The organism is Dyella kyungheensis, from assembly GCF_049913195.1.
Taxonomy (GTDB): domain Bacteria; phylum Pseudomonadota; class Gammaproteobacteria; order Xanthomonadales; family Rhodanobacteraceae; genus Dyella; species Dyella kyungheensis.
Genome location: NZ_CP183983.1, coordinates 3,819,651 through 3,844,208 on the forward strand (window position 1 = coordinate 3,819,651; position 24,558 = coordinate 3,844,208).

A 24,558-nucleotide genomic window follows, 5' to 3' on the forward strand; every position below is an offset into this window, starting at 1 on the left:
TCAGGAGTTCTTCAGCACGATCGAATACACGGTGTTGCCCACGTCGCGGCACTTGTCGATGGCTTTCTCGAGCAGCTCGAACAAGTCCTTCGCCAGCATCGCGCGCATGGCATCGCCACCTTCCACATACAGCGTGCGGTACGGCGAGAGCAGCATGCGGTCGCCTTCGGACTCCAGCGTCTGCAGGCGGTCCTGCAGCTTCTTCACCGGATCGATGCGCAGGCCTCGGCGCAGCTCGCCGATCATCTCCGACACCACCGCCGAAGCCTGTTCGAGCACCTGCGCGCGGGCGGCGAAATCCACGTCGCTCACGCGAGCGGCAACGATCTCGTAGCGTTCGGCGAACTTCTCGATGGTCTTGGGAATCTTGTACAGCGCCGAATTGAGCGCTTCGATGTCCTCGCGATCGAGCGCGGTGACGAAAGTGTTCACCAGCTCCTCGCTGATCTTCCCCGCAAGCGCCTTCTCACGCTGGCGCGCAGCGGCAAAGGCGGCCATCACGGGGGCGTGATCCTTGCGCGTGACAAGTTCGTGCAGGGCTTTCGCACTTTCGTGCGCAGCCTCGGCACTCTGCTCGAGCAGACCGTAGAACTTGTCGCCTTTACCGAAAATCGTTTGCAATGAAAACATGCGGTGATGGCCTGGGGGTGCGGGGGCGGAAAATGACGACTATGTTACAGGAGCCGTCCGCCGGGCCGCATCAGGGCGGCCCAGGCCCCGGCTGGCACGCTTAGGCCTTACACTGCGTCTCATGTCCAAACGCGACCTATTCACCGGCCGGCGCCCCTCATGCTGACCGACATCGCCATCGTCATTCTCCTTTCCCTCTTCAATGGCTTCTTTGCCTTGTCGGAGATGGCCCTGGTGGCCTCGCGCAAGAGCCGGCTGAAGAGGATGGCCCGCGACAGCCGCCGGGCTCGCATGGCCTTGCGCAATGCCGAGGCGCCGGAACGCTTCCTCTCCACCGTCCAGGTCGGCATGACCATGGTGATCCTGGTGACCGGCGCCCTCGCGGGCGACGCGCTGGGCGACCACATCGCCAACGCCATCCATGGCGGGCAGGCGGCCTGGATCGAGCCCTATGCCAAGGGCATCGGCCTGGTGCTGGGCTTCGTGCTGATTTCCTTCATCAATATCGTCATCGGCGAACTGGTACCCAAGCGGCTCGCGCTGTCCTCGCCCGAGCTGATCTCGGGCTATGTATCGATGCCGATGATGCTGCTGTCGCGCGTGACGGCGCCTTTCGTGTGGCTGCTCAACCTCTGCAGCGGCGCGCTGCTGCGGCTGTTGCGCGTGAAGGGGCGCGGCAGCGACGTGGCGACCGAAGAAGAGATCCGCCTGCTGGTGGCCGAAAGCGCCGAACACGGCGTACTGGACCGCGACGAACACAACATGGTCAATCGCGTCCTGCGCCTGGGCGATCGCACGGTGGACAGCGTGATGACGCCCCGCACGCGCATCGTGTGGATGGACTCGGCGGCAGGCTACGAAGAAAACGCGGAAATCCTGCGCACCACGCCGTATTCGCGTTACCCGGTGTACCGCGGCGACGAGAGCGACATTCTCGGCGTGGTCGAGGTGAAACGCCTGCTCCGCGGCTTCGCCGAAGGCAAGCCCGACCTGTTCGGACAGCTGTCCAAGCCGCTCTACGTGCCGGCCACCGCGCGCGCGCTCGACTTGCTGGAAGAGTTCCGCGACGCGGAGACCCAGCTGGCGCTGGTGGTGGACGAATACGGCGACATCGAAGGCCTGGTCACGCTCAACGACTTGCTGGCCGCCATCGTGGGCGCCACTCAGCTGGGCAGCAACGAGACCAAGGAAAGCCCGCTGATCACGCCGCGCGGCGACGACAGCTGGCTGGTCGATGCTTCGCTCTCCACCGACGACTTGCGCGAACTGCTGCAGGTCGATGCACTGCCCGGCGAAGAAGAACACGAGTACCGCACCGCCGCCGGCATGGTGATGTCCGTGCTGGGCCATATCCCGCTCACCGGCGAAACCTTCGAATGGCGCGGTTTTCGCGTGGAAGTGGTGGATCTGGACGGCGCGCGCATCGACAAACTGCTGATCACGCGACTGCCGAAGATCGACGTGGACGAAGACGGGTTCTAAGCAAACCCGTCGATGCCGTCACTGTGGGAGCGCACCCTGTGCGCGACTGCGAGGCATCCATCGGGACTGAGGCCGTCGCGCACAGGGTGCGCTCCCACAACAAGACGGCTACGTGGACGAAGAGATGCTCCGATACAAAGCGCCCACTTGTGGGAGCGCACTTGTGCGCGACTGCGGCGCCACGATGCAGCCCTGTCGCGCACAAGTGCGCTCCCACAAGAAAATGCGGGGCTTCAATCCCCTTTCGGTGCCTTGAGCTTGTCGTTGGCAATCTGCGCCATGCGCTGGGCATCGGCAAGGATGCCATGCATCACGCGCAGCTCGCGCTCATCGGGCTGGGCACGCTGGAACAGCTTGCGCAGGCGCAACATGATGGTGGTGGGGGCGCGGCCCTTGTGGAAATCGATGTCGTCGAGCATCTGCGAAAGGTGCTCGAAGAAGCGTTCCATCCGCGCGGCATCCGCCGGCGGCTCGGCGTCGGCGCGTACCGGCACGCTGACCTCGCCCAGCGAGGCGACGCGCAACTCATAGGCCATCACCTGCACGGCCTGCGAGAGGTTCAGCGAGCTGAAATCGTCCACGCTGGGGATGCGCACCATGGCGTGGCAGCGGGCCAGCTCCTCATTCTCCAGCCCGGTCCGTTCGTTGCCGAATACCAGCGCCACCTGTTCGCCACGGGCGGCCGCGGCCAGCGCGCGGGTGGCGGCTTCGCGGGGGCTAATCTCCTCCAGGTCCACCCCGCGGCGGCGGGCCGACAGGCCCAGTGCCAGGCTGGTCCCGGCCAGGGCATCGACCAGGCCCTCGCTCACGCTGGCGTTCTCCAGCACGTCGTCGGCACCGGCCGCCAGGGCCGAAGCCTCCTTGTCCGGGAACCGGTGCGGGGCCACCAGGGCCATCCGGTCGAAGCCCATGGTACGGATGGCGCGCGCCGCGCTGCCGATATTGCCGGGGTGCGAGGTGCGCACCAGCACGTAGCGGATGCGGGCGGCGAGGTCGGATTCAGCGCTCATGGGGGCCAGGATTTCGGGCAAACGGGCGCAAAGCTTGGAAATGTCCGGCCGCCATGTCAAACGTCGCGCCTCCCACCCGCCTGACCGGCGGCCATGTCTCTGCTAGACTCCGCGGCCGAAACCCCGTTCTTTTGAAAGCCGAAGCCATGCCAAGACCCGCCGTTAATGTCGCGGTGCGCGCCGCGCGCGCCGCAGGAAACATCATCCTGCGTTACATGAATCGCATCGACGGACTCAATATCGTCGAGAAGCAACGCATGGACTTCGCCTCGGAAGTCGACCGCCTGGCCGAAGCCGAGATCGTCAAGGAACTCAAGCGCGCCTACCCCACCCACGCCTTCCTCGCCGAGGAAAGCGGAGCGGTCGGCAAGGGGCCGCTGGTGTGGGTGATCGATCCGCTCGACGGCACGCACAACTATCTGCGCGGTATTCCGCACTTCTCCGTCTCCATTGCCCTGCTCGACAAGGGCGAGCCGGTGTACGCGGTGGTGTTCGATCCGCTGCGCGACGAGCTGTTCACCGCCAGCAAGGGCGACGGTGCCTACATCAACGATCGCCGCATGCGCGTGGCCAAGCGCGAGAATCTCGGCGGCGCGATGATCGGCACCGGCTTCCCTTACCGCCAGCGTTCGCACCTCGATGCCCAACTGGACATGACCCGCGCCCTGCTTGGCCAGGCCGAGGACATTCGCCGCTCCGGTTCGGCTGCGCTGGACCTGGCCTACGTGGCCGCCGGGCGTTTCGACGGTTTCTTCGAGATCGGCCTGAAGCCCTGGGACATGGCCGCCGGCGCCCTGCTGGTGCGCGAAGCCGGTGGTCGCTGCTGCGATTTCGCTGGCCGCGACGGTATCCCGGAGAGCGGCAACATCATCGCCGGCAACCTCAACGTGGCACAGGCGATGGTCGATGCCATCGGCACGCATGCGACGCCGCGTTTGTTGATGGCGTAAAGCCGCGCTGTCCGCGACGAAAAAAGGCGCCTGCGGGCGCCTTTTTCTTTGCCAATCTGCCCCACCCTTGTGGGAGCGCACTTGTGCGCGACAGCAGCGCCACGGCCAACCCCAGTCGCGCACAAGTGCGCTCCCACAAGGGTGAGGCCAGGCTTAGCTTCCCGGTTCGCTCTCTTTCAAAAAACCGCGCAGGAACGGCACCGTGATGCGCCGCTGCGCCGCCAGCGAAGCCTGGTCGAGACGGTCGAGCAGGTCGAGCAGCGCGCCAAGATCGCGTGCATAGCGGTTGAACAGCCAATCAAGCACGGTGTCGTCCAACTCGATGCCGCGCTCGGCCGCCTGTTTGCGCAACACGGCGCGACGCTCGGCATCATCCAGCGGTTTCAGCAAAGCCTGCTGGCAGGCGCCCAGGCGCGAGCGCAGGTCCGGCAGCACCAGCCCCAGTTGTGCCGGCAGGATCTCGGCGGCGAACAACAGCACGGCGCCTTCGGCCTTGGCCTGGTTGTAGACGTCGAACAAGGCGTGCTCGGCCTCGCGTTCGCCGGCGATGGCGCCCAGGTCGTCCAGCGCCAGGAATTCGCTGCCCACCACGCCACGGATCGCCGCGGCCTTGTTGCCGATGCTCGCCAGCGGCAGGTACTGCACCGTACGACCGCCCTGGATGGCTGCCTGGCAGGCCGCCATCAGCAGGTGGCTCTTGCCGCTGCCGGCAGGCCCCGCGAGGTAAAGCCAGGGCATATGCGGTGCATACGCCAGCTGCTCCACGGCCGACAGCGTCACGACGTTGCTGCCGGGATGGAAATGTTCGAAGCGCTGGCGGCGTGGCCAGCGCAGGGCAAGCGGCAACTGCGGAATCATGGGGGTGGTACTGCGTCCTTCTTGTTGCCTTTCTCGTCGACGACGGTGCGGGTTTCCACTTCACCCCCCGGCGTATCGACGACCACATCCACTTCGGTGAGCGCGGGATCGCCCGCGCCCTCTTCCATGTATAGATCGCTTTGTCGGTAACGCTCCGCCAGATAGCGCAGCACCACCAGGATCACCGAGGCCGCCGGCAGCGCCAGCAGCACGCCCAGGAAACCGAACAGGTAGCCCCCCGCCAGCACGGCGAAAATCACCGCCACCGGGTGCAGGCCGATCTTGTCGCCCACCAGCTGCGGCACCAGCACATAGCCTTCCAGCAACTGGCCCACGGTGAAAATGCCCGCCACCAGCAACACGTGGGTCCAGTCGCCGTACTGCACCAACGCGGCGATCAGGGCCGAGCCGAAGCCCACGATGAAGCCCAGGTACGGCACGAAACTGAGCAAGCCGGCGATCATACCGATCAGCGGGCCGACCGACAGCCCCATCAGCGTGAGCGCCACGCCATAGAAAATGCCCAGCGCCAGCATCACCAGCAGCTGGCCGCGCACGAAGGCGCCGAGCACGCTGTCCGCTTCGCGCGCGAGATGGGCCACGGTGGGCTCGATCGAACGCGGCAGGATGCTGTCGATCCACGCCACCAGGCGGTCCCAGTCGCGCAGCAGGTAGAACGCCACCACCGGAATCAGCACCATGTTGGTGAGCCACAGGATGACCCCCACGCTGGAGCGGGAAATCTTGCCCAGCAGCACCGAAGCCGCGTTGCCGATCGAGCCCAGGTGATCCTTGATCTGCTGGATCAGGCGATCGGTGTCGAACGCGCGGGGATCGAGATGCAGCTTGGCCTGCACCCACGGCAGGGCCGTATTGCGGGCCCATTCCACGTAATGCGGCATGTTTTCCACCAGATTGTCGATCTGGCGGGAAATCAGCGGAATCAGCAGGATCAGCGCGCCCACCGTCACCAGCAGCAGCACGATGAAGACGATGCTCACCGCCAGCGTGCGGCCCAACCCCAGGCGCTGCAGCCTGTCCGCCAGCGGATCGCCCAGGTACGCCAGCATGGCCGCCACGGCAAACGGCATCAGCACCGGCGCCAGCAGCCAGAACAGGTAAAGGATGACCGCGGTGATCGCGAGCATTTGCCAGCGGCGGGAGCTGTCAGGCGTCATCGACATGGCTCATCCCATGAGTTAGGCGGAAATAAGCGCGCGCCGGATCCAGGCTGGCGCACGCATGTCGCGGCTTTCGCCGCGCTACGGTCAGTGGACCCAGCGCAGGCTGGCATCCGCATCGGTGTGAGAGTCGCCTCGCAGCAGGCGGCCACCGGCTGCGAGGCTGTTGGCCAGGGCATCCATCGGCAGGCCGGATTTCACCGAGAACAGCATGCCGTCGCCCTGCGCGCTGAGAGTGGTCACCTGGCGCACGTTGGGATCGGCTCGCAACACCGCCACCAGGTTCGCGTAATCCATGGCCGAGTTGATCTGGGCGACCCACAGCTTGCCGTCGACCGTGGCCGAGCCGATCACATTGAGCTGCTTGCCCAGGCGGTCCGCCAGGTTGTTGCCGGCATCGGTGAGCACGGCGGCGACGTTGGCGCCCTGCGTGTTCCACTTCTGCTGCGCGCCGCCCGAGACCAGCACCCAGTCCGCGGCATTGCCGTGCAGCTGGCCCAGCAACATCAGGCCGGTCTTGTACTGGCGCGCCATCGCGGCGACCTGGTCGGGCTCGGCGCTGGTCAGGTTGGGCGTATCGCCGGTCTTGGCCGGGTCGGCCAGCACGGTGCTGTAGCCCTTGGCCGCCACGGCCTGGGTCAGCGCCGCCAGCGCGTCGCGGGGGAGCACGCTGCCGTCCTCGGCACGTACCACCAGCAGCACCGGCGGACGCGAACCGCCGCCGGAGATGCCCATCTGGGACACGGCGCGCTGCACCGCCGCCTGGTCGAAGGTCACCTGCAAGGCCATACCGGTGGCGGCCCGCTGGTACTGATACTGCTGCACGATGCCGGAGGCGCCCTTCAGCACATCCGCATAACCGGGCTTGCTGCTCAGGTCCTGGCCGCCCGAAGTACGGGCCAGCACCTGCGCCAGGGCGTCGCCAAAGGCGCTGTCGCGGGCGGTCTCGCTGGTATCGGCCACGGCAACGACCACGGTGTACGGCGACACCTGCCCCTGCGCGTGCACGGACAGCAGCGGGGCAAGGCCCAGCATCAAACAAACGAGCAGCAGGCGGGACAGGCGCATGGGGAAGAAAATCCGGTGGGGCACGCTGGGAGTCTGCCCAATCCGCTCGGTAGCGTCCATCGAAGGCGTCAGGCTTCGCGGCTGCCGCTCAGGAAACTAGGGATGCTTTGAGCTATTCCGCATGGGTGGCATGACTCCAGAGAGTCCGCAGGGCGTGAGGCGTGTCGCAGCCCAGGCTGGCCGCCTGGGCAAGACGCGCATCGCGCCCTGCGGACTCTCTGGAGATCACCCGAAGGGCCGGTTCTGCCAGGCCGCAGCTGGGCGTCGCGCCGACTCGACAGGCAGCCAGCCTGCCTTCGTCGTCGCAACACCCAGCTGCGGCCTGGCAGAACCGGTGACGCCCATGCCGAATAACTCAAAGCATCCCTAGGCTCCACGCTGCTACAATTTGACGTTTCCTACGCCGGGTTGCCCCCATGTCCGACGCTCTCACCTACCGCGCCGCTGGCGTCGATATCGACGCGGGCAATGCCGTGGTCGAACGCATCAAGCCGCTGGTCAAGCGCACCTCCCGCCCCGAAGTGATGGGTGGCCTGGGCGGTTTCGGCGGCCTGTTCGACCTGTCGGGCAAGTACAAGGAACCGGTGCTGGTGTCCGGTACCGACGGCGTGGGCACCAAGCTGAAGCTGGCCCAGCAGCTGGGTCGCCACGACACGATCGGCATCGACCTGGTCGGCATGTGCGTGAACGACGTGCTGGTGCAAGGCGCTGAGCCGCTGTTCTTCCTCGACTACTTCGCCACCGGCAAGCTGGACGTGGACACCACCGTGGCCGTGGTCGGCGGCATCGCCAAGGGCTGCGAGCTGGCCGGCTGCGCGCTGATCGGCGGCGAGACGGCCGAAATGCCTGACATGTATCCGCCCGGCGAATACGACCTCGGCGGCTTCACCGTCGGCGCCGTCGAAAAGTCGCAGTTGCTCAGCGGCAACGATATCGTGACCGGCGACGTGATCCTGGGCGTGGCCTCCTCCGGCCCGCACTCCAACGGTTACTCGCTGATCCGCAAGATTCTCGAGCGCGCCGGCAATCCGCTGGATCTGGACCTTGGCGGCGTCACCCTGGCGGACGCGCTGATGGCGCCGACCACCATCTACGTGAAGCCGATGCTGGATCTGCTGAAGAACCAGCCGGTGCACGGCATGGCCCACATCACCGGCGGCGGCCTGAAGGAAAACATCATCCGCGTGGTGCCGGAAAACCTCGGCATCCAGCTCGATGCATCCGCCATCGTGTTGCCGCCGGTGTTCGAGTGGCTGATGCGCGAAGGCAACGTGGCGCGGGAAGAAATGTGGCGCACCTTCAACTGCGGCGTGGGCTTCACCGTGATCCTGCCGCGCGACGCCGTGAGCGGTGCCAGCGAGCTGCTGGCCAAGCACGGCCTGAGCAGTTCGGTGATCGGCGAGATCGTGCCCGCGCAGGGCGACGAGCGCGTCCACATCGGCTGAACCCGTGACTGCACCGCGTCTTCGCGTTGCCGTGCTCGCGTCCGGGCGCGGCAGCAACCTGCAAGCCTTGATCGTCGCCCGCGATGCGGGCGCGCTGCCGGTCGACTTCGTCGTGGTCGGCAGCGACAAGACCAACGCAGGTGCATTGCAGCTGGCCAAGGATGCCGGCATTCCCACCTTCACGCTGAAGGCCAAGGATTTCGCCAGCCGCCGCGACTTCGACCTGGAACTGTTCCGCCGGCTCGATGCCAGCGGTGCGCAGGTGCTGGTGCTCGCTGGCTTCATGCGCATCATCGACGGCGAGGCGCTGTCGCCGTGGGTCGGACGCATGATCAATATTCATCCGTCCCTGCTGCCGAAATACCGGGGCCTGCACACGCACCAGCGCGCGCTGGAAGCCGGCGATGAGGAACATGGCGCCAGCGTCCACTACGTGACGGCCGAACTCGATGGCGGTCCCGTGATCGCGCAGGCCCGCATCAGCATCCGGGCCGGCGACGACGAGGCCATACTGGCCCAGCGCCTGCTCACCTTCGAGCATCAGTTGCTGCCCTCGGTGCTCAAGCTGATCGCCGAAGGACGTCTGGCGCTGGTCGCACCGAACCGCGTGGCGCTGGACGGCAAGCTGCTCGATGCGCCGCTGCAACTGCGCCACGGCAGTTTGGTTGACTGAGCGCCCGCGGGCTCTCTACAAGTCGTTCAGGATCGGCCCGTAGACTGAGGTCCCATGACCTCATCCCATTCCCTCCGCACGTTCGCTGCCGGTCTCGCGCTGGCCCTCTCGACGACGGCTGCCTTCGCTGCCACGCCCGCACCGACGCCGTTCACCGCGACCTACCAGGTCTCGCAGGGCGGCCAGGTGATCGGCGAAGCGGTGGTCACGCTCAAGCCCGCCGGCAATGGCCAGTGGGTGTACAGCAACCAGATCAAGGGAACCGGTGGCATCGCGGCGGCGCTTGGCGCCAACTCGAATGAAACCACCACCTTCCGCTGGAACAACGGCGCGCCCGAAACCGTCAGCTATGACTACAAGATGGACGCCGGTTTCAAGAACAAGCAGCGCCACACCGAGGTGAACTGGAGCAGCAACCAGGTCACGGTGGACGAAGGCAAGGGACCGATGACCTACGCCAGCGCGCCCGGCCTGGTCGATCGCAACACCACCTCGTACGCGCTTGGCCTCGCCCTGCGCGCCGGCAAGCAATCGGTATCGCTGCCGGTCGCGGTGAAGCGCAACGTCGAGACACAGGAGTTCAAGGTCACCGGCAAGGACGCGGTGAAAGTGCCGGCCGGCAGCTTCCAGACCGAACGCGTGGTGCGCAGCGGCGACGAAAAAACCTTCAGCGCGTGGTACGCGCCGCAGAAATATCCGGTGCCGGTGAAGTTGTCGCAGAGTGACGGCGGCAATCTGGAACTGCAGCTGGTCAGTTACAAGAGCGGCAACTGACCGCTTCTTCGATGGATGCGGCGCGCGCGCGACTCGCTGGTCGCATCCGCATCGTTCGACAGTTTCTTGCGAAGCTGAGCCCGCCCCCCTCGGCTTCTTCCCGATCGCTTCGGCGCGGAAAACTCTTGCTCAAATTCGAACCTGAGCGACCCGTCAACCCCAAAAAAAGTTGACGCACGTCACACTTCTCGAGAGACGACATGAAAATCAGGTAAATCTGATTTCCACCGTCGCTCCCACCCCATAGCCTTTATCGATTACGGCACCCGCCGGCCTCATGCCATGCATTGGCGAATCCCCGCGCCCAATGACGGCTACGCGTGACAGGGCACGCATCGAGTTCCTCCGGGTCGCCCCTTTCTGGCTTTGATCAAGGATGCGAGGACAGCGCTGCAGGCGCGGGCTCGTGTCCGTTTTGAGGTGAGTGCGTGATTCAGGGAACGAAGACTTTTGGGCCATGGCTGGCCTTGGCACTCGGCTGCCTTCCGATAACCGGTGTACTGGCGCAATCGGCCGATACCGCGACACAGGAACTCCTGCGCCAACAGGAACGCGAACGCGCCCTGCGCGAGCAGCAGCAGAGCACGCCGGATGTGCGCCTGCCAGCGCCCGTGCAAGCGCAGGTCGAACGCATTCCCGCCGACGAGACACCGTGCTTCCCCATCCGATCCATCCGCCTGGATGGCGATGACGCGTCGGCGTTTGCATGGGCGGTCAAGGCAGCCGATGTGCCGCACGATCCTGCGACTGGCCGCTGCCTGGGTACGCGCGGCGTCAACGTGGTGATGAAGCGCATCCAGAACGCCATCGTCGCCCGCGGCTATGTCACGACGCGGGTCGTGGCCAAGCCTCAGGATCTCAACGCCGGCATCCTGACGCTCACCGTCATTCCCGGCCGCATTCGTGCGATCCGCTTCGCACCCGGCGTCGACGCCCGCGCCACCTCGTGGCGCGACGCCCTGCCCGCGCGCCCTGGCGACCTGCTCAACCTGCGCGACATCGAACAAGCGCTGGAAAACTTCAAACGCGTGCCGACGGCAGACGCGGATATCAAGATCGTGCCCGCCGATGGCGATGCGCAGGCCGGCGAAAGCGATCTGCTGATCGTGTGGAAGCAGTCCTCGCGCATGCGCCTGGCCTTCTCGCTCGACGATTCGGGCAGCAAGGGCACCGGCAAGATACAAGGTGGCACCACCCTGTCACTGGACAATCTGCTGACCTGGAACGACCTTTTCTACGCCAACCTGGGCCAGGACGTGCTCGATGGCGACCGCAAAGGCACGCGCAACTACACGGTTCACTACGACGTGCCCTACGGCTACTGGCAGTTGGGAGCCACCGCCAGCAGCTACGCCTATCACCAGACCGTGGCGGGCTACCAGCAGAACTACGTTTACAGCGGCACCAGCCACAACGCCGACGTGCGGCTCAGCCGCATGCTCTATCGCAACGCCACCATCAAGCTGAGCGCCTACGCGCGTGCGTGGGAGCGCGACTCCAACAACTTCGTCGATGACACGGAAGTGCTGGTGCAACGCCGCCGCCAAGGCGGCTGGGAAGCAGGTTTCACCTATAAGCAATTCATCGGCGCAGCCACGCTCGACGCCGACGCCGCGTATCGCCGGGGTACCGGTGCCTTCAATGCGCTACACGCGCCGGAAGAGGCCTTCAACGAAGGTACCTCGCGTTCGGAAGTCATCACCGCCGACGCGCAGCTCACGCTGCCATTCCAACTCGGCAATCAACGCTTTCGCTACATCGGCAGCTGGCGCGCGCAATGGAGCCAGACGCCCCTGGTGCCGCAGGACCGCTTCGCCATCGGCGGCCGATACACCGTGCGCGGCTTCGACGGCGAACTGCAACTCAGCGGCGATCGCGGCTGGTTGATCCGCAACGACCTCGGCTGGACGGTGGGTGGCGGTCAAGAATTGTACCTGGGTGCCGATATCGGCCATGTCGGCGGCCCGCCGACCGCAGAGGAACTCGGCCAGACCCTGGTAGGCGCCGCGCTCGGATTGCGCGGCGGCTGGCACGGCTGGGCGTGGGATGTGTTTATCGGCGCGCCGATCAGCAAGCCGCACGGCTATCCCACTGCCAATCCCACCACCGGCTTCAGTCTGAACTGGTCGTTCTGACCGAGCCCAGCTGGCTGCTCTTTGTTGTTTGCCCGTTGATTCGTTTTCAAGGAAGTTTCGAATGAACAAGCACCTCTATCGCATCGTCTTCAACCACGCACTGGGGCTGTTCCAGGCAGTGTCGGAGCTGGTGCGTCGACCAGGGCGCGGCGCCTCGGCAAGCGATGGCATCGTTGCGGCAGCGGTACGCCCGGTCAGCCTGAGTCTATGGATCGCCTTCGGCTGGATCGGCCTGGCCTCCGTTGCCACTGCTGGCCAGATCGCCTCCGATCCGAACGCGCCGGGCAACCAGCGCCCCACCGTGATGGGCTCGCCCAACGTGGCGCCGGTGATCAACATCACCACGCCGAGCAAGGCGGGCGTGAGCCGCAACACGTACAGCGACTTCAATGTCGACGACACCGGTGCGGTGCTCAACAACTCGCGTACCAACACCACCACGCAACTGGCGGGCAGTGTCGCCGGCAATCCGTGGCTGGCCACGGGCACCGCCAAGATCATCCTCAATGAAGTCACCGGGCCGAACCCCAGTGCGTTGAACGGCTACATCGAAGTCGCCGGCGATCGTGCGCAGGTGATCGTCGCCAATCCAGCCGGCATCAGCTGCGATGGCTGCGGCGTGATCAACGCCAACCGCTTCACGCTGACCACCGGCACACCGATGCTCACCGATGGCGCATTGGACGGCTATCGCGTCACCGGCGGTACCATTCAAATCAACGGCAAGGGACTGGACGCAAGCCGCGCCGACTACGCCGATATTATCGCGCGCGCCGTGCAAGTGAATGGCGGTATCTGGGCGCCGCAGTTGCAAGTCACCACGGGCACCAACCAGGTCAACGTGGACCAGTCGCAGGTCACGGCCATCGCCGCCTCGGGTGAGAAGCCCACGCTCGCGCTCGACGTCAGCGCGCTGGGCGGCATGTACGCCAACAAAATCGTGTTGCTGGGTACCGAGAACGGCGTCGGCGCACGCAATGCAGGCACCATCGGCGCCTCGGCGGGCGACCTCGTCGTTACCCAGGACGGGCGACTGGAGAACACCGGCAACCTGCAGTCGCAAGCCAATACGCAGATCGCTGCCACGGGCGGCGTGACGAATGCGGGCACGATCAGTGCGTCGCGCGAACTCGACCTCGCCACGCCTGCGGACATCGACAACAGCAACGGCAACATCAATGCCGCGCGCATCGCCGTGGATGCGGCATCGCTGCGCAACGCTGGCGGCACCATCGCGCAGACCGGCTCGCAGGGCATGACGCTGAACGCGGGTGCGCTGTCCAACCGCAACGGTGGGCGCATTGGTGCCACCGAGCCTGCGACGGACGATGGCGGATCGACGAGCACACCGAGCGGCGGCAACGACGGCAGCAGCGCTGGCGGAAGTAACAACTCTGCAGGTAGCAGCGGTGGCGCACCTGCCGGTGGAACCGGCACGCCCACCACGCCCATCGCACCGCTGGCCGACGGCGTGCTGCACATCAGCGGCCTGCTCGACAACGACGGTGGGCGCATCAATGCCGCCGCCGGTTTCGATCTTGCCAGCAGCACCGGCCTCGCCAACGACGGCGGTCAACTGGAACTGCGCCAGCTCACCCTGAGCGGCGGCGACCTGAGCAACCGCGGCGGCACGCTGACCATCGATGGTGCGTCCACCATCCACGCCAACCAGATCACCAACGACAGCGGCACGCTGAGCTTCGCTCAGGCGGCGGCGATCGATGCGCAAGGCCTTTCCAACCGCAGCGGCACCTTCACCCTCGCCGATACCGCGCCCATGACGCTGAGCGTGGCCGGTACGCTCGACAACACCGGCGGCACCCTGGCCACCAACGCCGCGTCCTTCGCGCTCAACGCGGGCAACCTGACCAATCAGAGCGGCGTCATCGAGCACGCCGGAGCCAATGGCCTGAGCATTCGCACGGATGTGCTGGACGGCGCCGGCGGCAAGATCCTCACTGCCGGCGCGGTATCGCTTGCGGCCGGTGCGGTGAACCACCAGAACGCCACGCTGAGTGCCACGCAAGTGACGCTCGATGCCACCAGCCTCGACAACCGAGGCGGCATCATCAGCGCCTCCGGTGCCGGTGCCAACGCCTTGCAAGTGACGGGCGCCTTCGACAACAGCGACGGCGGCACCATCCAGACCAACGGCGACCTCGCTCTTTCGGCGGCGACGTTCGGCAACGCGCACGGCACCGTGCAACAGTCGGGCACGGGCACGCTGAGCGTTCATGCCGATACGCTCAACGGCGCAGGGGGCACGCTCGCGAGCAATGGCGCACTGACACTTGCGGGCAACACCATCGATCTCAGTCAGGGCAGCACGGTCGCCAACACGCTGACGATCGATGCGGGCACGCTCAGCACCGCCGGCGGCAGCTTGCAAGCTGCCGCGACCGATGCGCTGAACGTGCGTGCCAGCGGCACCTGGGACAACACCGACGGCACCGTGGTCAGCAATGGCGCGTTGAACATCCAGGCGGCGGCGCTCAACAACACCCAGGGCACGTTGAGCGCGGCCGGCACGGGTACCACGCAGGTCACCGTCACGAATGCCTTCATCAACAGCCACGGCATCCTCGCCGCCAACGGCGCCACCACGGTACAAGCGGGTGATCTGATCAATCAGGGCGGCACGCTGCAAGCTGCCAATGCGCCGCTCTCGGTGACCGCCAGCGGCTTGCTCGACAACAGCCAACAAGGCCTTCTCGCCAGCGGTGGTGATCTCTCCCTCACCGCCACCACGCTCGACAACACGCAAGGCGTAATCCAGCACACCGCCCAGGGCAACGCGACCATTCGCGCCGCCACCTTGAACGGCCATGGCGGCACGATCGTCAGCAACGGCACGCTCACGCTGACCGGCAGCACTACCGACCTCAGCGGCAGCACCACGCAGGCGCAGCACATCAGCGTCGATACGGGCAACCTCAGCACAGCCGGCGGCAGCCTGGTGGCGCTGAGCAGCGATCCCCTGCAATTGACCGCCAGCGGCATCTTCGACAATACCGCCGGCACCGTCGCCAGCAACGGCGCACTGCAACTGACGGCGCAGTCGCTGATCAATGCGGGCGGCACCATCACCGCTGCCGGCGCGGGCACCACGACGCTCAACGTCGCTCAACGCTTCGACAACACGCATGGCACGCTGGCCGCCATGGGCGCCACCACCGTGCAAGCCGGTGACTTGATCAACCAGGGCGGCAGGCTGCAAGTATCCGGTGCGGCGCTGACAGTGACCGCCAACGGCTTGCTCGACAACAGCCAGCACGGCCTCATCGCCAGCGACGGCGATCTGTCGCTCAGCGCCGCTACGCTCGACAACACCCAAGGCACCCTCCAGCAGACAGGTAATGGCACGTTGAGCATCGATGCTGCCACGCTCAGCGGCCACGGCGGCACGCTGGTCAGCAACGGCACCTTGACGCTCACCGGTGATGCCATCGACCTCAGCGGCGGCACCACGCAAGCGCAGCACATCAACGTCGACGGTGGCTCACTCAGCACGGCGGGCGGGTCGCTGATCGCGCTGAGTGGCGATGCGCTGCACGTGGCCTTGAGCGGTGCCTTCGACAACACCGCCGGTACCGTCGCCACCAACGGCGCGTTGCAACTCACCGCGCAGTCGCTGACCAACATCGGCGGCACGCTCACCGCCGTCGGCAGCGATGCCACCGCGCTCAATATCGCCCAGCGCTTCGACAACACGCGCGGCACACTGGCCGCGATGGGTGCCACCACGGTGCAAGCGGGTGACCTGGTCAATCAGGGGGGCACGCTGCAAGCATCGGGCGCAGCACTGAGCGTGACCGCCAACGGCTTGCTCGACAACAGCCAGCAGGGCGTCATTGCCAGCGATGGCGATCTCTCCCTCACCGCCGCCACGCTCGATAACACCCTGGGCAACATCCAGCACGCCGGTACAGGCAATACGACCATTCAGGCCGCCACCTTGAACGGCCATGGCGGCACCATCGTCAGCAACGGCACGCTCACGCTGACCGGCAGCACCACCGACCTCAGTGGCGGCACCACGCAAGCCCAGCGCATCAGCGTCGATACCGGCAATCTCAGCACGGCCGGTGGCAGCCTGGTGGCGTTGAGCAGCGATCTTCTGCACCTCACCGCGCGCGGCGCCTTCGATAACAGCGCCGGCACCATCGCCACCAATGGCGCGTTGCAGCTCACCGCGCAATCGTTGAGCAACGCGAATGGCACGATCACCGCTGCTGGCGCCAATGCCACGACGGTCAACGTCGCTCAACGCTTCGACAACACGCACGGCACGCTGGCCGCCATGGGTGGCACCACCGTACAGGCCGGTGATCTGATCAATCAGGGCGGCACGCTGCAAGCAACCGGCGCCGCACTGAGCGTGATCGCCAATGGCTTGCTCGACAACAGCCAGCAGGGCGTCATTGCCAGCGATGGCGATCTGTCGCTCAGCGCCACCACGCTCGACAACACCCTGGGCAACATCCAGCACGCCGGAACAGGCAATACGGTCATTCAGGCCGTCACCTTGAACGGCCATGGCGGCACCATCGTCAGCAATGGCACGCTCACGCTGACCGGCACCACCACCGACCTCAGCGGCGGCACCACGCAGGCGCAGCGCATCAGCGCCGATACCGGCGATCTCTCCACTGCCGGTGGCCACCTGGTCGCGCTGAGCAGCGATGCGTTGAAATTGACGGCTCGCGGCACCTTCGACAACACCGCGGGCTCCGTCGTTGGCAACGGTGCGATCGCACTTGATGCCGGCGCGCTGCACAATCAGGGCGGCACGCTGGTTGCCGCCGGTAGCGACGCATCCGATCTGCACGTCACCGGCCTGCTCGACAACACAGGCGGCACGCTGTCGACGGCCGGCGCCACCACGTTGCACGCCGGTGCCTTCGACAATACCGGCGGCACGCTTCAGGCAGCAAGCAACGCCACGCTGTCCCTCGGGGTCGACGGCCAGCTCACCAACGACAGCGGCAGCGTGCAGACCAACGGCGCCCTCGCTGTCACCGCCAGCGGCCTCAGCAATCGCAGCGGAACGATGCAGGCCCAGCAAGCCGTCACCGCCACCGTTGGGAACACGCTGGACAACACTGCCGGCAGCATCATCGCCGCCGGCGATCTCAACGTGCAGGCGCAAACCCTGCTAAACCGGCAAACCGTCGGCAGCAACCCCACGCAGACCACGGGCCTGTATGGGCAAGGCGTGACGCTCGGCGCCGCGACGCTCGACAATACCCAGGGCCAGGTGCAAGCCCGCGATGCGCTCACCATCAACGGCGGCTCGTTCACCAATGCCGGCGGTGTGCTCGATGGCACCGGTGCGGTCAGCATCACCGGCACGTCGCTGAACAACACTGGGGGCCAGTTGATCCAGCGAGGAGACAGCGGCGCACTCACCGTCAACCTTGCCCAGGCGTTGAGCAACACCACCGGCGGCCTCATTGGTGCCGAAGGCACGGCGTCGATCCACGCCGGCTCCATCGACAACAGCGGCGGCACCGTCTTTGCCCGCCATGACCTGACGATCGCCAGCAACGGCAACCTGCTCAATCGCAACGGCGGCCAACTGCAGACCAATGGCGCCTTGATGCTTACCGCCCTGGGCACGTTCGACAACAGCGCCGGCAGCATCGATGCCACCGGCGCCGCCACCGTCAACGCCGGTTCAGTCAGCAACGTCGCGGGCCAAATCCTCGCTGGCAGCACCAGCAATGCCGCCGCCAGCTTGCACGTCACCACGGCCGGAACCCTCGACAACCGCGGCGGTACGCTCGGCAGTCGCGGCGGTGACGTCGTAGTCAGCACCACTAGCCTCAACAACAGCGCGGACGGCACCGTCGTCGCCCAACACGATCTCAACCTGGATGCCCTCGGCACGCTCAACAACGCTGGCGGCACCATTTACGCCACCAACAACCTCAGCTTCCAGAACGGCAACGCCACGCTCGACAATACGGGCGGTCAATTCGGTGCCGGCAACGCCGCCACGCTGAATCTCGCCTCGATCACCAACGCCAACGGCGGCCATATCCAGGCCAATACGGTGTGGCTCACCACGCCCACGCTCAACAACAACGGCGGCGAAGTGGATGGCACCAACGTGCATGCCACGCTGAGCGGCTTGAGCGGCATTGGACGCATCTACGGCAGCCAGCTGCTGGACGCCCATATCACCGGCGACTACACGAACCTTGCCGGCCAGCGCCTGGAAAGCGATGGCGTGCTCAGCCTTACCGTCGATGGCACGCTGACCAATCAAGGCACCTTGCAGACACAAGGGACATTGAATGTAACCGCCGCCAATCTGATTAATCAGGGTACTTTCAGCGCCAGTAATGCCAACGGCACGGCCAGCGCCACTCTTACTACCGCCGGCAAAATTGACAACCAGGGAAACGCGTCCATTGAAGGTGACACGCTCACACTCAGCGCGACCGATATCACCAACACCAGCAGCCAAGGCATTGTCGGCGACGTTGTCCAGATCAATGCCAACACGTTGACCAATGGTCGCGACCTGGGTACTGCCGACGCCGCCGTTGCCTACGGCGAGGGCTTTATCGGCGCCTCTCAGGCGCTTGACTTGCGTATCTCCCAGCATCTCGCCAATCTCGATGGCGACATCTACAGCGGCGGCAACCTCAGCATTGCTGGACGTACCGGTGGTACCCGCGTAGCGATTCTCGACAATGTCTCCGGTCGTATCCAGGCCGAAGGCAACGGCAGCATTGCCGCCGACGTCGTCAACAACCGACGCCGTTTTGTAGAGACAGAGCAATACACGCTCAGCCCGGGCGAGCAGTACGCGCTCAGCTCCGAGCGCGCATATGACAATGCCCTTTCGCCTGCGGAGCAACAGCGCGAGCAACAGCTGTTTGCCAACGACAATCGAACCACGGCCGAGATCGCAGAGCTATTGTCTTATCTCTATCGCACGGGCTGGGCCCGCGTTGATCACGTCAGCGATGGCGACCTCGCCACCCTCAATGCCACGTACAACCAGATCGCCATTGACGACTATGGCCAGCGGGGCGGCTACCTGGTGGTCGATGCCAATGGCAATCCTGGCGCCGAATATAAGCAAACCGATACATACCTCACGGGAACGAGGGTTACGCGCGAGAGTGCCGATAGCCAGCTATTGACGGGCGGTGATCTGTCCATCGATCTGGGCACGCACCTGACCAACTTCGCCTCCACCATCGCGGCGACAGGCGATCTCACGATCAGCGGCCAAGCCTATGGCGGCGCGCCTGACGCGCGCATCGACAATATCGCCGTGGCGGGTCAGTACACGGTACAGCGAGATATCGATGCCATGATCGTCTCGCCAGTAGCGGCCAAATATCTCTACACATCGGGCTCCTGGAAGGACGCCATGGTCGTTTTCCCGGCCCACATCAGTACGGACACCATCACCGAGACTGGCCCCGTCCTCGCCGCCGCCACCATCACCGGCCGTAACGTGTCCATCAGTGGTCGCGACATCACCAATACCGCGGTAACAGCGGGTAGCGGCATCATCGCGCTGACGGCTGGCGACATCGCCGGCCCTGGCAGCCACGATGCCGGCACAGCGCACACCGTCGATGCCGTGCGCACAGGCACGGTGAATGGCGCTCAAGGCGACGCTATCCAGAGCGCGGGCAATATCAGCGATGCACAAGGGGAGGCCATCACTGACGTGACCAGTGTGAACAGCGCCCAAGGTCAGAGCGTAACCAACGCCACTGGCGTGGGGCCGACACAAGGCCAGGCCGTGCACGGCAGCAGCGCGGCCACCGGCACTACGACGCAAGTGGTTGGCTCCGCCGCTGCTCCTTTGCCTGGTTACGTGCCGCCCAACAACGCCATGTATACGCAACACGGCGATCCCAGCGCACCTTTCCTGGTCACCACCGCACCGCGCTTTGCCAAAGGTCCCGTCACCAGCTCCGATTACCTTCTGAGCGCGTTGGGCAATGCTCCCACCAGCACCCAAAAGCGTCTGGGCGACGGTTACTACGAACAGAGCCTGGTGATGGATCAAATCCTCCAGCTCACCGGCCGCAAGACACTCAATGGTGGCGACGGCATGTCGCAGTACACCGCCCTGATGAACGACGCAGCCGACGAGGCCTCGCGTCTGGGCTTGCAACTGGGCGCCCCACTCACCAGCGCGCAGATTGCTTCGCTGTCTTCGGACATCGTGTGGCTGGTCGATCAAGTGGTCGATGGCCAGCACGTGCTGGTGCCGGTGGTGTATCTATCCAAAGCCACCGCCGATGCTTTGCAAAGCAATGGCGCGCTGATCACCGGCAACAACGTGGCGATCAACGCTAGTGGCACGGTGCGCAACGACGGAACAATCAGTGGTTCGCAAAGCACCGCCATCAACGCGGACACGCTGATCAATCAGGGCGCTCTCACCGGCGGTCAACAGCTGGCTCTTGCCACGCGTGGCGACACCATCAACACCGGCACCCTGGGTGCTAACGCCATCACCATGCAAGCCGGCGGCAATGTGGTCAATGCACCGACCTTCGACGGCTTGGTCGCGCACGGAGGCACGATCACCGCCGGCACAGGCGGCCTTCAGATCACTGCCGCTAACGATGTGATCAACCAAGGTAAGGTTATCAGTGCTGGCGATGCGACCATCATTGCCGGACGTGACTACCTCCAGAACGCTGCCGCATCGACGATGGGCACGCACGCGACGACCGGCAGCCTCACCACTGCCGGCAACGCTATCGTCGTGGCCGGGCGCGATGCGGTGTTCGACCAGAGCACCGTGAGCGCCGGCAAGGTCGCTTACGTCGACGCGGGGCGCGATGCGCACTTCACCGCTGCTACGGTGAGCGGAGGCACGGGCATAGGCGTCGTGGCTGGACGAGACATCATCAGCGACACCGTGACCAATCATGCCGCTTCGGCCCAATACACCAAGCAGGGTAAGAATTGGTCGTCGACTGTCATCACCGACGACACCGTGCATGGAAGCACCTTCACCTCCGGCGGTGATCTCACCATGCAGGCCGGGCGCGATGTCACGCTGACAGCGGTAAACGCGAAAGCCGATGGTGCCGTGGGGTTAACCGCCGGTCGTGATGTCAACTTAGCTGCAGGTGAAAACACGCACACCGAAACCACTGATAGCTATAGCAAGCACGGTAAGACCAAGACCACGACGCATAGCGAGACTGATGACACCACCACCCTGGGAGTCACCATTAGCGGTGCGCAAGGGGTAGCGATGAGTGCAGGTCGGGATATCAACGCCATAGCGGGGAATATCAGCAGTAATGACGGCACCGTTATTCTGCATGCTGATCGCGATATCAATCTGCTCGCCAGTCAAAATACGCACAGCGAAACGGTTGACACGCAGACGACGAAGAAAGGCTTCTTCAACAAAAAAGAAACCACTGTTCACGATGCCATCGATGACACCACTTCCCTCGGCACCTCCATCAGTGGAAACAATGGCGTCGTGCTGGATGCCGGTCGCAACGTATTGGGCGTTGGCAGCGTCGTGGAAAGCCGGGGCGGTGGTATCGCGGTCACGGCCGGCGACCAAGTCGCCTTCCTCTCTGCCTCTAATACGCACGACACGGATCACAGCGAAAAGGTACGGCGCTCGGGTATTGAATGGGTCCCCAATCCCAAGCAAGGCACGCAGAAGAAAGAAACGGTGGCCCAGCAGATCATTGCCGTCGGCAGCACCTTGGATGCAGCCGGGCCCATTGCAGTGATGAGTGGAGGCGACCAGACCTATCAGGCCGCTCATATCAGCAGCAACACCGGCACAGCGCTGGTCAGTGGGGGCGCAATCAATTTTGTGACGGCAACTGACAGCGATACCTATAAGCGCGATTCCAGCAAACACAACGTGGCTTACCAAGCACAGGATCATCGCTTGCGTGTCGACACTACTGAGCAGCAGACCTCAATCACCGGACCTATAACCATTGCGGCAGCCGATGGCATCACCATCGGCGTTGGGCGGAAGCAAGGCGAGACGCAAGACGACGCCGTTGCGCTGGCTAGCCAGCAAGGGCCAGGCACGCAATGGATCGCAGACATGCAGGGCCAGAACAACGTCAGCTTCCAGAGCGTTGACGAACACCACATCGACGAGCATCAGCACCACGAAGGATTGACTAAAGCAGGCGCCACGGTAGTGACGGTCGTCGCCACTGTGATGACTGCCGGCGCTGCCAGTGCCGCGGTGGGGAGCGCTGCAGGGGCAACTGCAGGCTCCGGCACAGCCTTTGCGGCCGCTGGAAGCGGTGTCGCCGCGGGTATGGGTAACGCTATCGCAACGGGAGTAATCGTAGGAGCCGTAGGCGGCGGCGTGAATGCCGCTGCGCAAGGTAACGATTGGAAGGCAGGCGTGCTCAATGGAGCAGTAAGCGGCGGCGTGAGCGCAGGCTTATTCTATGAAGCTGGCACCTTGGGGCAAACCTATGGTGACGGTAGCTGGCAGAAGGTCGGCCTACACATGGCCGCGGGCGGCACAAGTAGTGTTCTCACTGGCGGTAATTTCTGGAATGGTGCACTAAGTGCGGGATTTGCGGAGGGCACCAACCCTTACATGAAGGACATCCCTGGTGGATCTTTAGGACAAGCCACCGGTGCTGCTGCCTCTGGTGCGGTGGCGTCGTGGCTCAGTGGCGGTGATGCGGGACAGGGGGCGCTTAGTGGTCTCTCAGGCTACCTCTTCAACCGCGCCATGCATCCCTCCGAAACAGCGGCAGTCGACAAGCTTGCCTCAGAAGGTGGCGATCGAACTAAAATCGACGCCGTCGCCTGCAACGAGACACAATGCTGGAACGGCAGCGATCTCGGCGTCATGAGCGGTTATACCAAGGACCAAGTCAGCACGATCGTGCAGGGGATGAGTCCAGAGGAATACCAAAACACGTTAGCCCAGTTGAAACAAGCGGCGCCGGGTGAATTCAACTACTCGGTTGCAAACGGTATTAGCGACTACTGGAAAGATAACGCCCTTGGCACCCGCCTAGCCGGAACCGTGCAATGGCTGGCTGGAGGCCTGCAAGCCGCAGGCGCTCTACTATCGACCCCCGTCGCGTGCGCCACTGGCGTCGGCTGCGGCACGGCGGGTTACCTGTGGATAGGTGGCTGGGATAGCGCCAACGCTGGCGCCTATGCCATGGTCAATGGGCAATACACGTACACGGGAGGGGGACAACTTTTACAGTATGCAGGCCTGTCGCCGGGAGCAGCAGAGCTAACGTATGGGCTAACACAACTTAGCCCTGCGGCTTATGAAGCTTATGCAGCCAATAAATCCGTGAATGCATGGGTTAGCGCTAATCAGGCGGCAAAACTGTCATACACCACCGAACCATTTTTAACTCAAGGATTGCAGATCACACCTGAAGTGATGCAGAGCCCGGTAGCACAGGCGATGATCAATCAGTATATCGCAGCAGGGTTATCTGAAAGTCGCGCCATGGATTACACAGCTGGACTGCTTCAGTCAGGCAAGCAGCTACCGGTAGAAGTAATCGCCGGCCCTGATACTGAGCTAATCAAGCTCGTACCGAGAAATGCATCCGGAAGTGACTCCATCACGGGCTACTCGCCGTTCTTTATGACTAAGGACGAATATAGTCAAATAGCTGGAATGTCTGCGAGTGAAATCGCAGACTATTTTGGCCTTCCCGCTGAGCAAGGTATTCGCGGCACGCAACTAGGGTTTGATGTTTATTCAATGACCCCGAAACCCGGCACATCACCAACGATATTTAGCAGCGAGGTGGCCCCAGTACAACAAGGCAGATATTCTGCATCAGGGGGCGCCCGTCAAGTACTCACACCAAATCGGAACGAATGGACGGATCCAAATACCAATAAGATCGGTCAAATTGGCGGTGGCAAATGATTTCTAACGAAGCAATGAAGATTAAGGCCAGTCGCTTGGAGAGCGCCATCAACCTGCATCGCAGAGAGAGCGTTGATGTGGAGTTCTTGGCAACATATCCCGCTCTTATAGCAGCCATCCGTGATGCAAAGATGGGAAGAAATCCCAAATCAGGGGACTTAGGCCTTTCTAGATGGATTTTTGAATCGAGAATTCAGGATTTTGAAGACATCGCAGAGGCACTTGCTGAATTCAGTCTTCTTCTGCGTGGACTTTGATGTCCCGCCCTACTGCCAAAAGGTGGAAAAAGTGCCTGGGGCAATGCCAAGGGACGGAAGCAGCTAAACGACCTCGCCACCTCCGCCCTGTTTTGCGGGAAGACAGGCGAACTCGGCGAAGACCTGCTCCCCTCCTTCCCTTCCAGCCTAACCATGAAGTATTTCAACGCAAGCATAGCGGCATGCCGCCAAT

Annotated in this window: 13 protein-coding genes; 8 read left to right on the top strand and 5 right to left on the bottom strand. The window is 64.1% G+C overall.

The window, feature by feature from the left end; genetic code table 11:
* Positions 1-630 (bottom strand): DUF47 domain-containing protein, encoded by a 630-nt coding sequence (locus ACN9MB_RS17395; protein ID WP_204636927.1) that lies wholly within the window; start codon positions 628-630, stop codon positions 1-3.
* A 159-nt stretch (positions 631-789) separates the two neighbouring features.
* Here ACN9MB_RS17395 and ACN9MB_RS17400 point away from each other — a divergent pair, with 159 nt between their 5' ends.
* On the top strand, positions 790-2,112 hold the full coding sequence (locus tag ACN9MB_RS17400; protein ID WP_204636928.1) for a hemolysin family protein: 1,323 nt from the start codon (positions 790-792) through the stop codon (positions 2,110-2,112).
* A gap of 233 nt (positions 2,113-2,345) precedes the next feature.
* Here the strand turns inward: ACN9MB_RS17400 and ACN9MB_RS17405 are convergent, their stop codons facing one another.
* Complete coding sequence (locus ACN9MB_RS17405; RefSeq protein WP_426269694.1) at positions 2,346-3,122, bottom strand: RNA methyltransferase; 777 nt, start codon at positions 3,120-3,122, stop codon at positions 2,346-2,348.
* A gap of 146 nt (positions 3,123-3,268) precedes the next feature.
* Here ACN9MB_RS17405 and ACN9MB_RS17410 point away from each other — a divergent pair, with 146 nt between their 5' ends.
* Positions 3,269-4,072, top strand: a complete 804-nt coding sequence (locus tag ACN9MB_RS17410; protein WP_204636930.1) for an inositol monophosphatase family protein — start codon at positions 3,269-3,271, stop codon at positions 4,070-4,072.
* Between the two features lie 153 nt (positions 4,073-4,225).
* Here the strand turns inward: ACN9MB_RS17410 and hda are convergent, their stop codons facing one another.
* From hda to ACN9MB_RS17425, 3 genes are all read right to left on the bottom strand, one after another.
* On the bottom strand, positions 4,226-4,930 hold the full coding sequence (gene hda / locus ACN9MB_RS17415; RefSeq protein WP_426269695.1) for a DnaA regulatory inactivator Hda: 705 nt from the start codon (positions 4,928-4,930) through the stop codon (positions 4,226-4,228).
* Entirely contained in the window at positions 4,927-6,114 is a 1,188-nt protein-coding gene (locus tag ACN9MB_RS17420) for an AI-2E family transporter (protein WP_426269696.1), read from the bottom strand. Before ACN9MB_RS17420 ends, hda begins: the two co-directional genes overlap by 4 nt.
* An 84-nt stretch (positions 6,115-6,198) precedes the next feature.
* A complete protein-coding gene (locus ACN9MB_RS17425) occupies positions 6,199-7,179 on the bottom strand; it encodes a DUF2066 domain-containing protein (RefSeq protein WP_426269697.1) in 981 nt (326 codons plus the stop codon).
* Between the two features lie 416 nt (positions 7,180-7,595).
* Between ACN9MB_RS17425 and purM the strand changes: the two genes are divergently transcribed.
* The 6 genes from purM to ACN9MB_RS17455 all read left to right on the top strand — a co-directional run bounded on the left by purM (position 7,596) and on the right by ACN9MB_RS17455 (position 24,365).
* Complete coding sequence (gene purM, locus ACN9MB_RS17430; protein ID WP_426269698.1) at positions 7,596-8,624, top strand: phosphoribosylformylglycinamidine cyclo-ligase; 1,029 nt, start codon at positions 7,596-7,598, stop codon at positions 8,622-8,624.
* A 4-nt stretch (positions 8,625-8,628) separates the two neighbouring features.
* Entirely contained in the window at positions 8,629-9,297 is a 669-nt protein-coding gene (gene purN / locus ACN9MB_RS17435; RefSeq protein WP_426269699.1) for a phosphoribosylglycinamide formyltransferase, read from the top strand.
* Between the two features lie 54 nt (positions 9,298-9,351).
* A complete protein-coding gene (locus ACN9MB_RS17440) occupies positions 9,352-10,071 on the top strand; it encodes a DUF3108 domain-containing protein (RefSeq protein WP_426269700.1) in 720 nt (239 codons plus the stop codon).
* A gap of 428 nt (positions 10,072-10,499) precedes the next feature.
* Positions 10,500-12,206 carry a ShlB/FhaC/HecB family hemolysin secretion/activation protein gene (locus tag ACN9MB_RS17445; protein WP_426269701.1) on the top strand — a complete coding sequence of 569 codons (1,707 nt, stop codon included), beginning with the start codon at positions 10,500-10,502 and terminating at the stop codon, positions 12,204-12,206.
* A 61-nt stretch (positions 12,207-12,267) separates the two neighbouring features.
* Positions 12,268-24,108 (top strand): filamentous hemagglutinin N-terminal domain-containing protein, encoded by an 11,841-nt coding sequence (locus tag ACN9MB_RS17450; protein WP_426269702.1) that lies wholly within the window; start codon positions 12,268-12,270, stop codon positions 24,106-24,108.
* Positions 24,105-24,365, top strand: coding sequence for a hypothetical protein (locus ACN9MB_RS17455; RefSeq protein WP_426269703.1), 261 nt, complete (start codon positions 24,105-24,107; stop codon positions 24,363-24,365). Before ACN9MB_RS17450 ends, ACN9MB_RS17455 begins: the two co-directional genes overlap by 4 nt.
* The last annotated feature ends 193 nt before the right edge of the window (positions 24,366-24,558 follow it).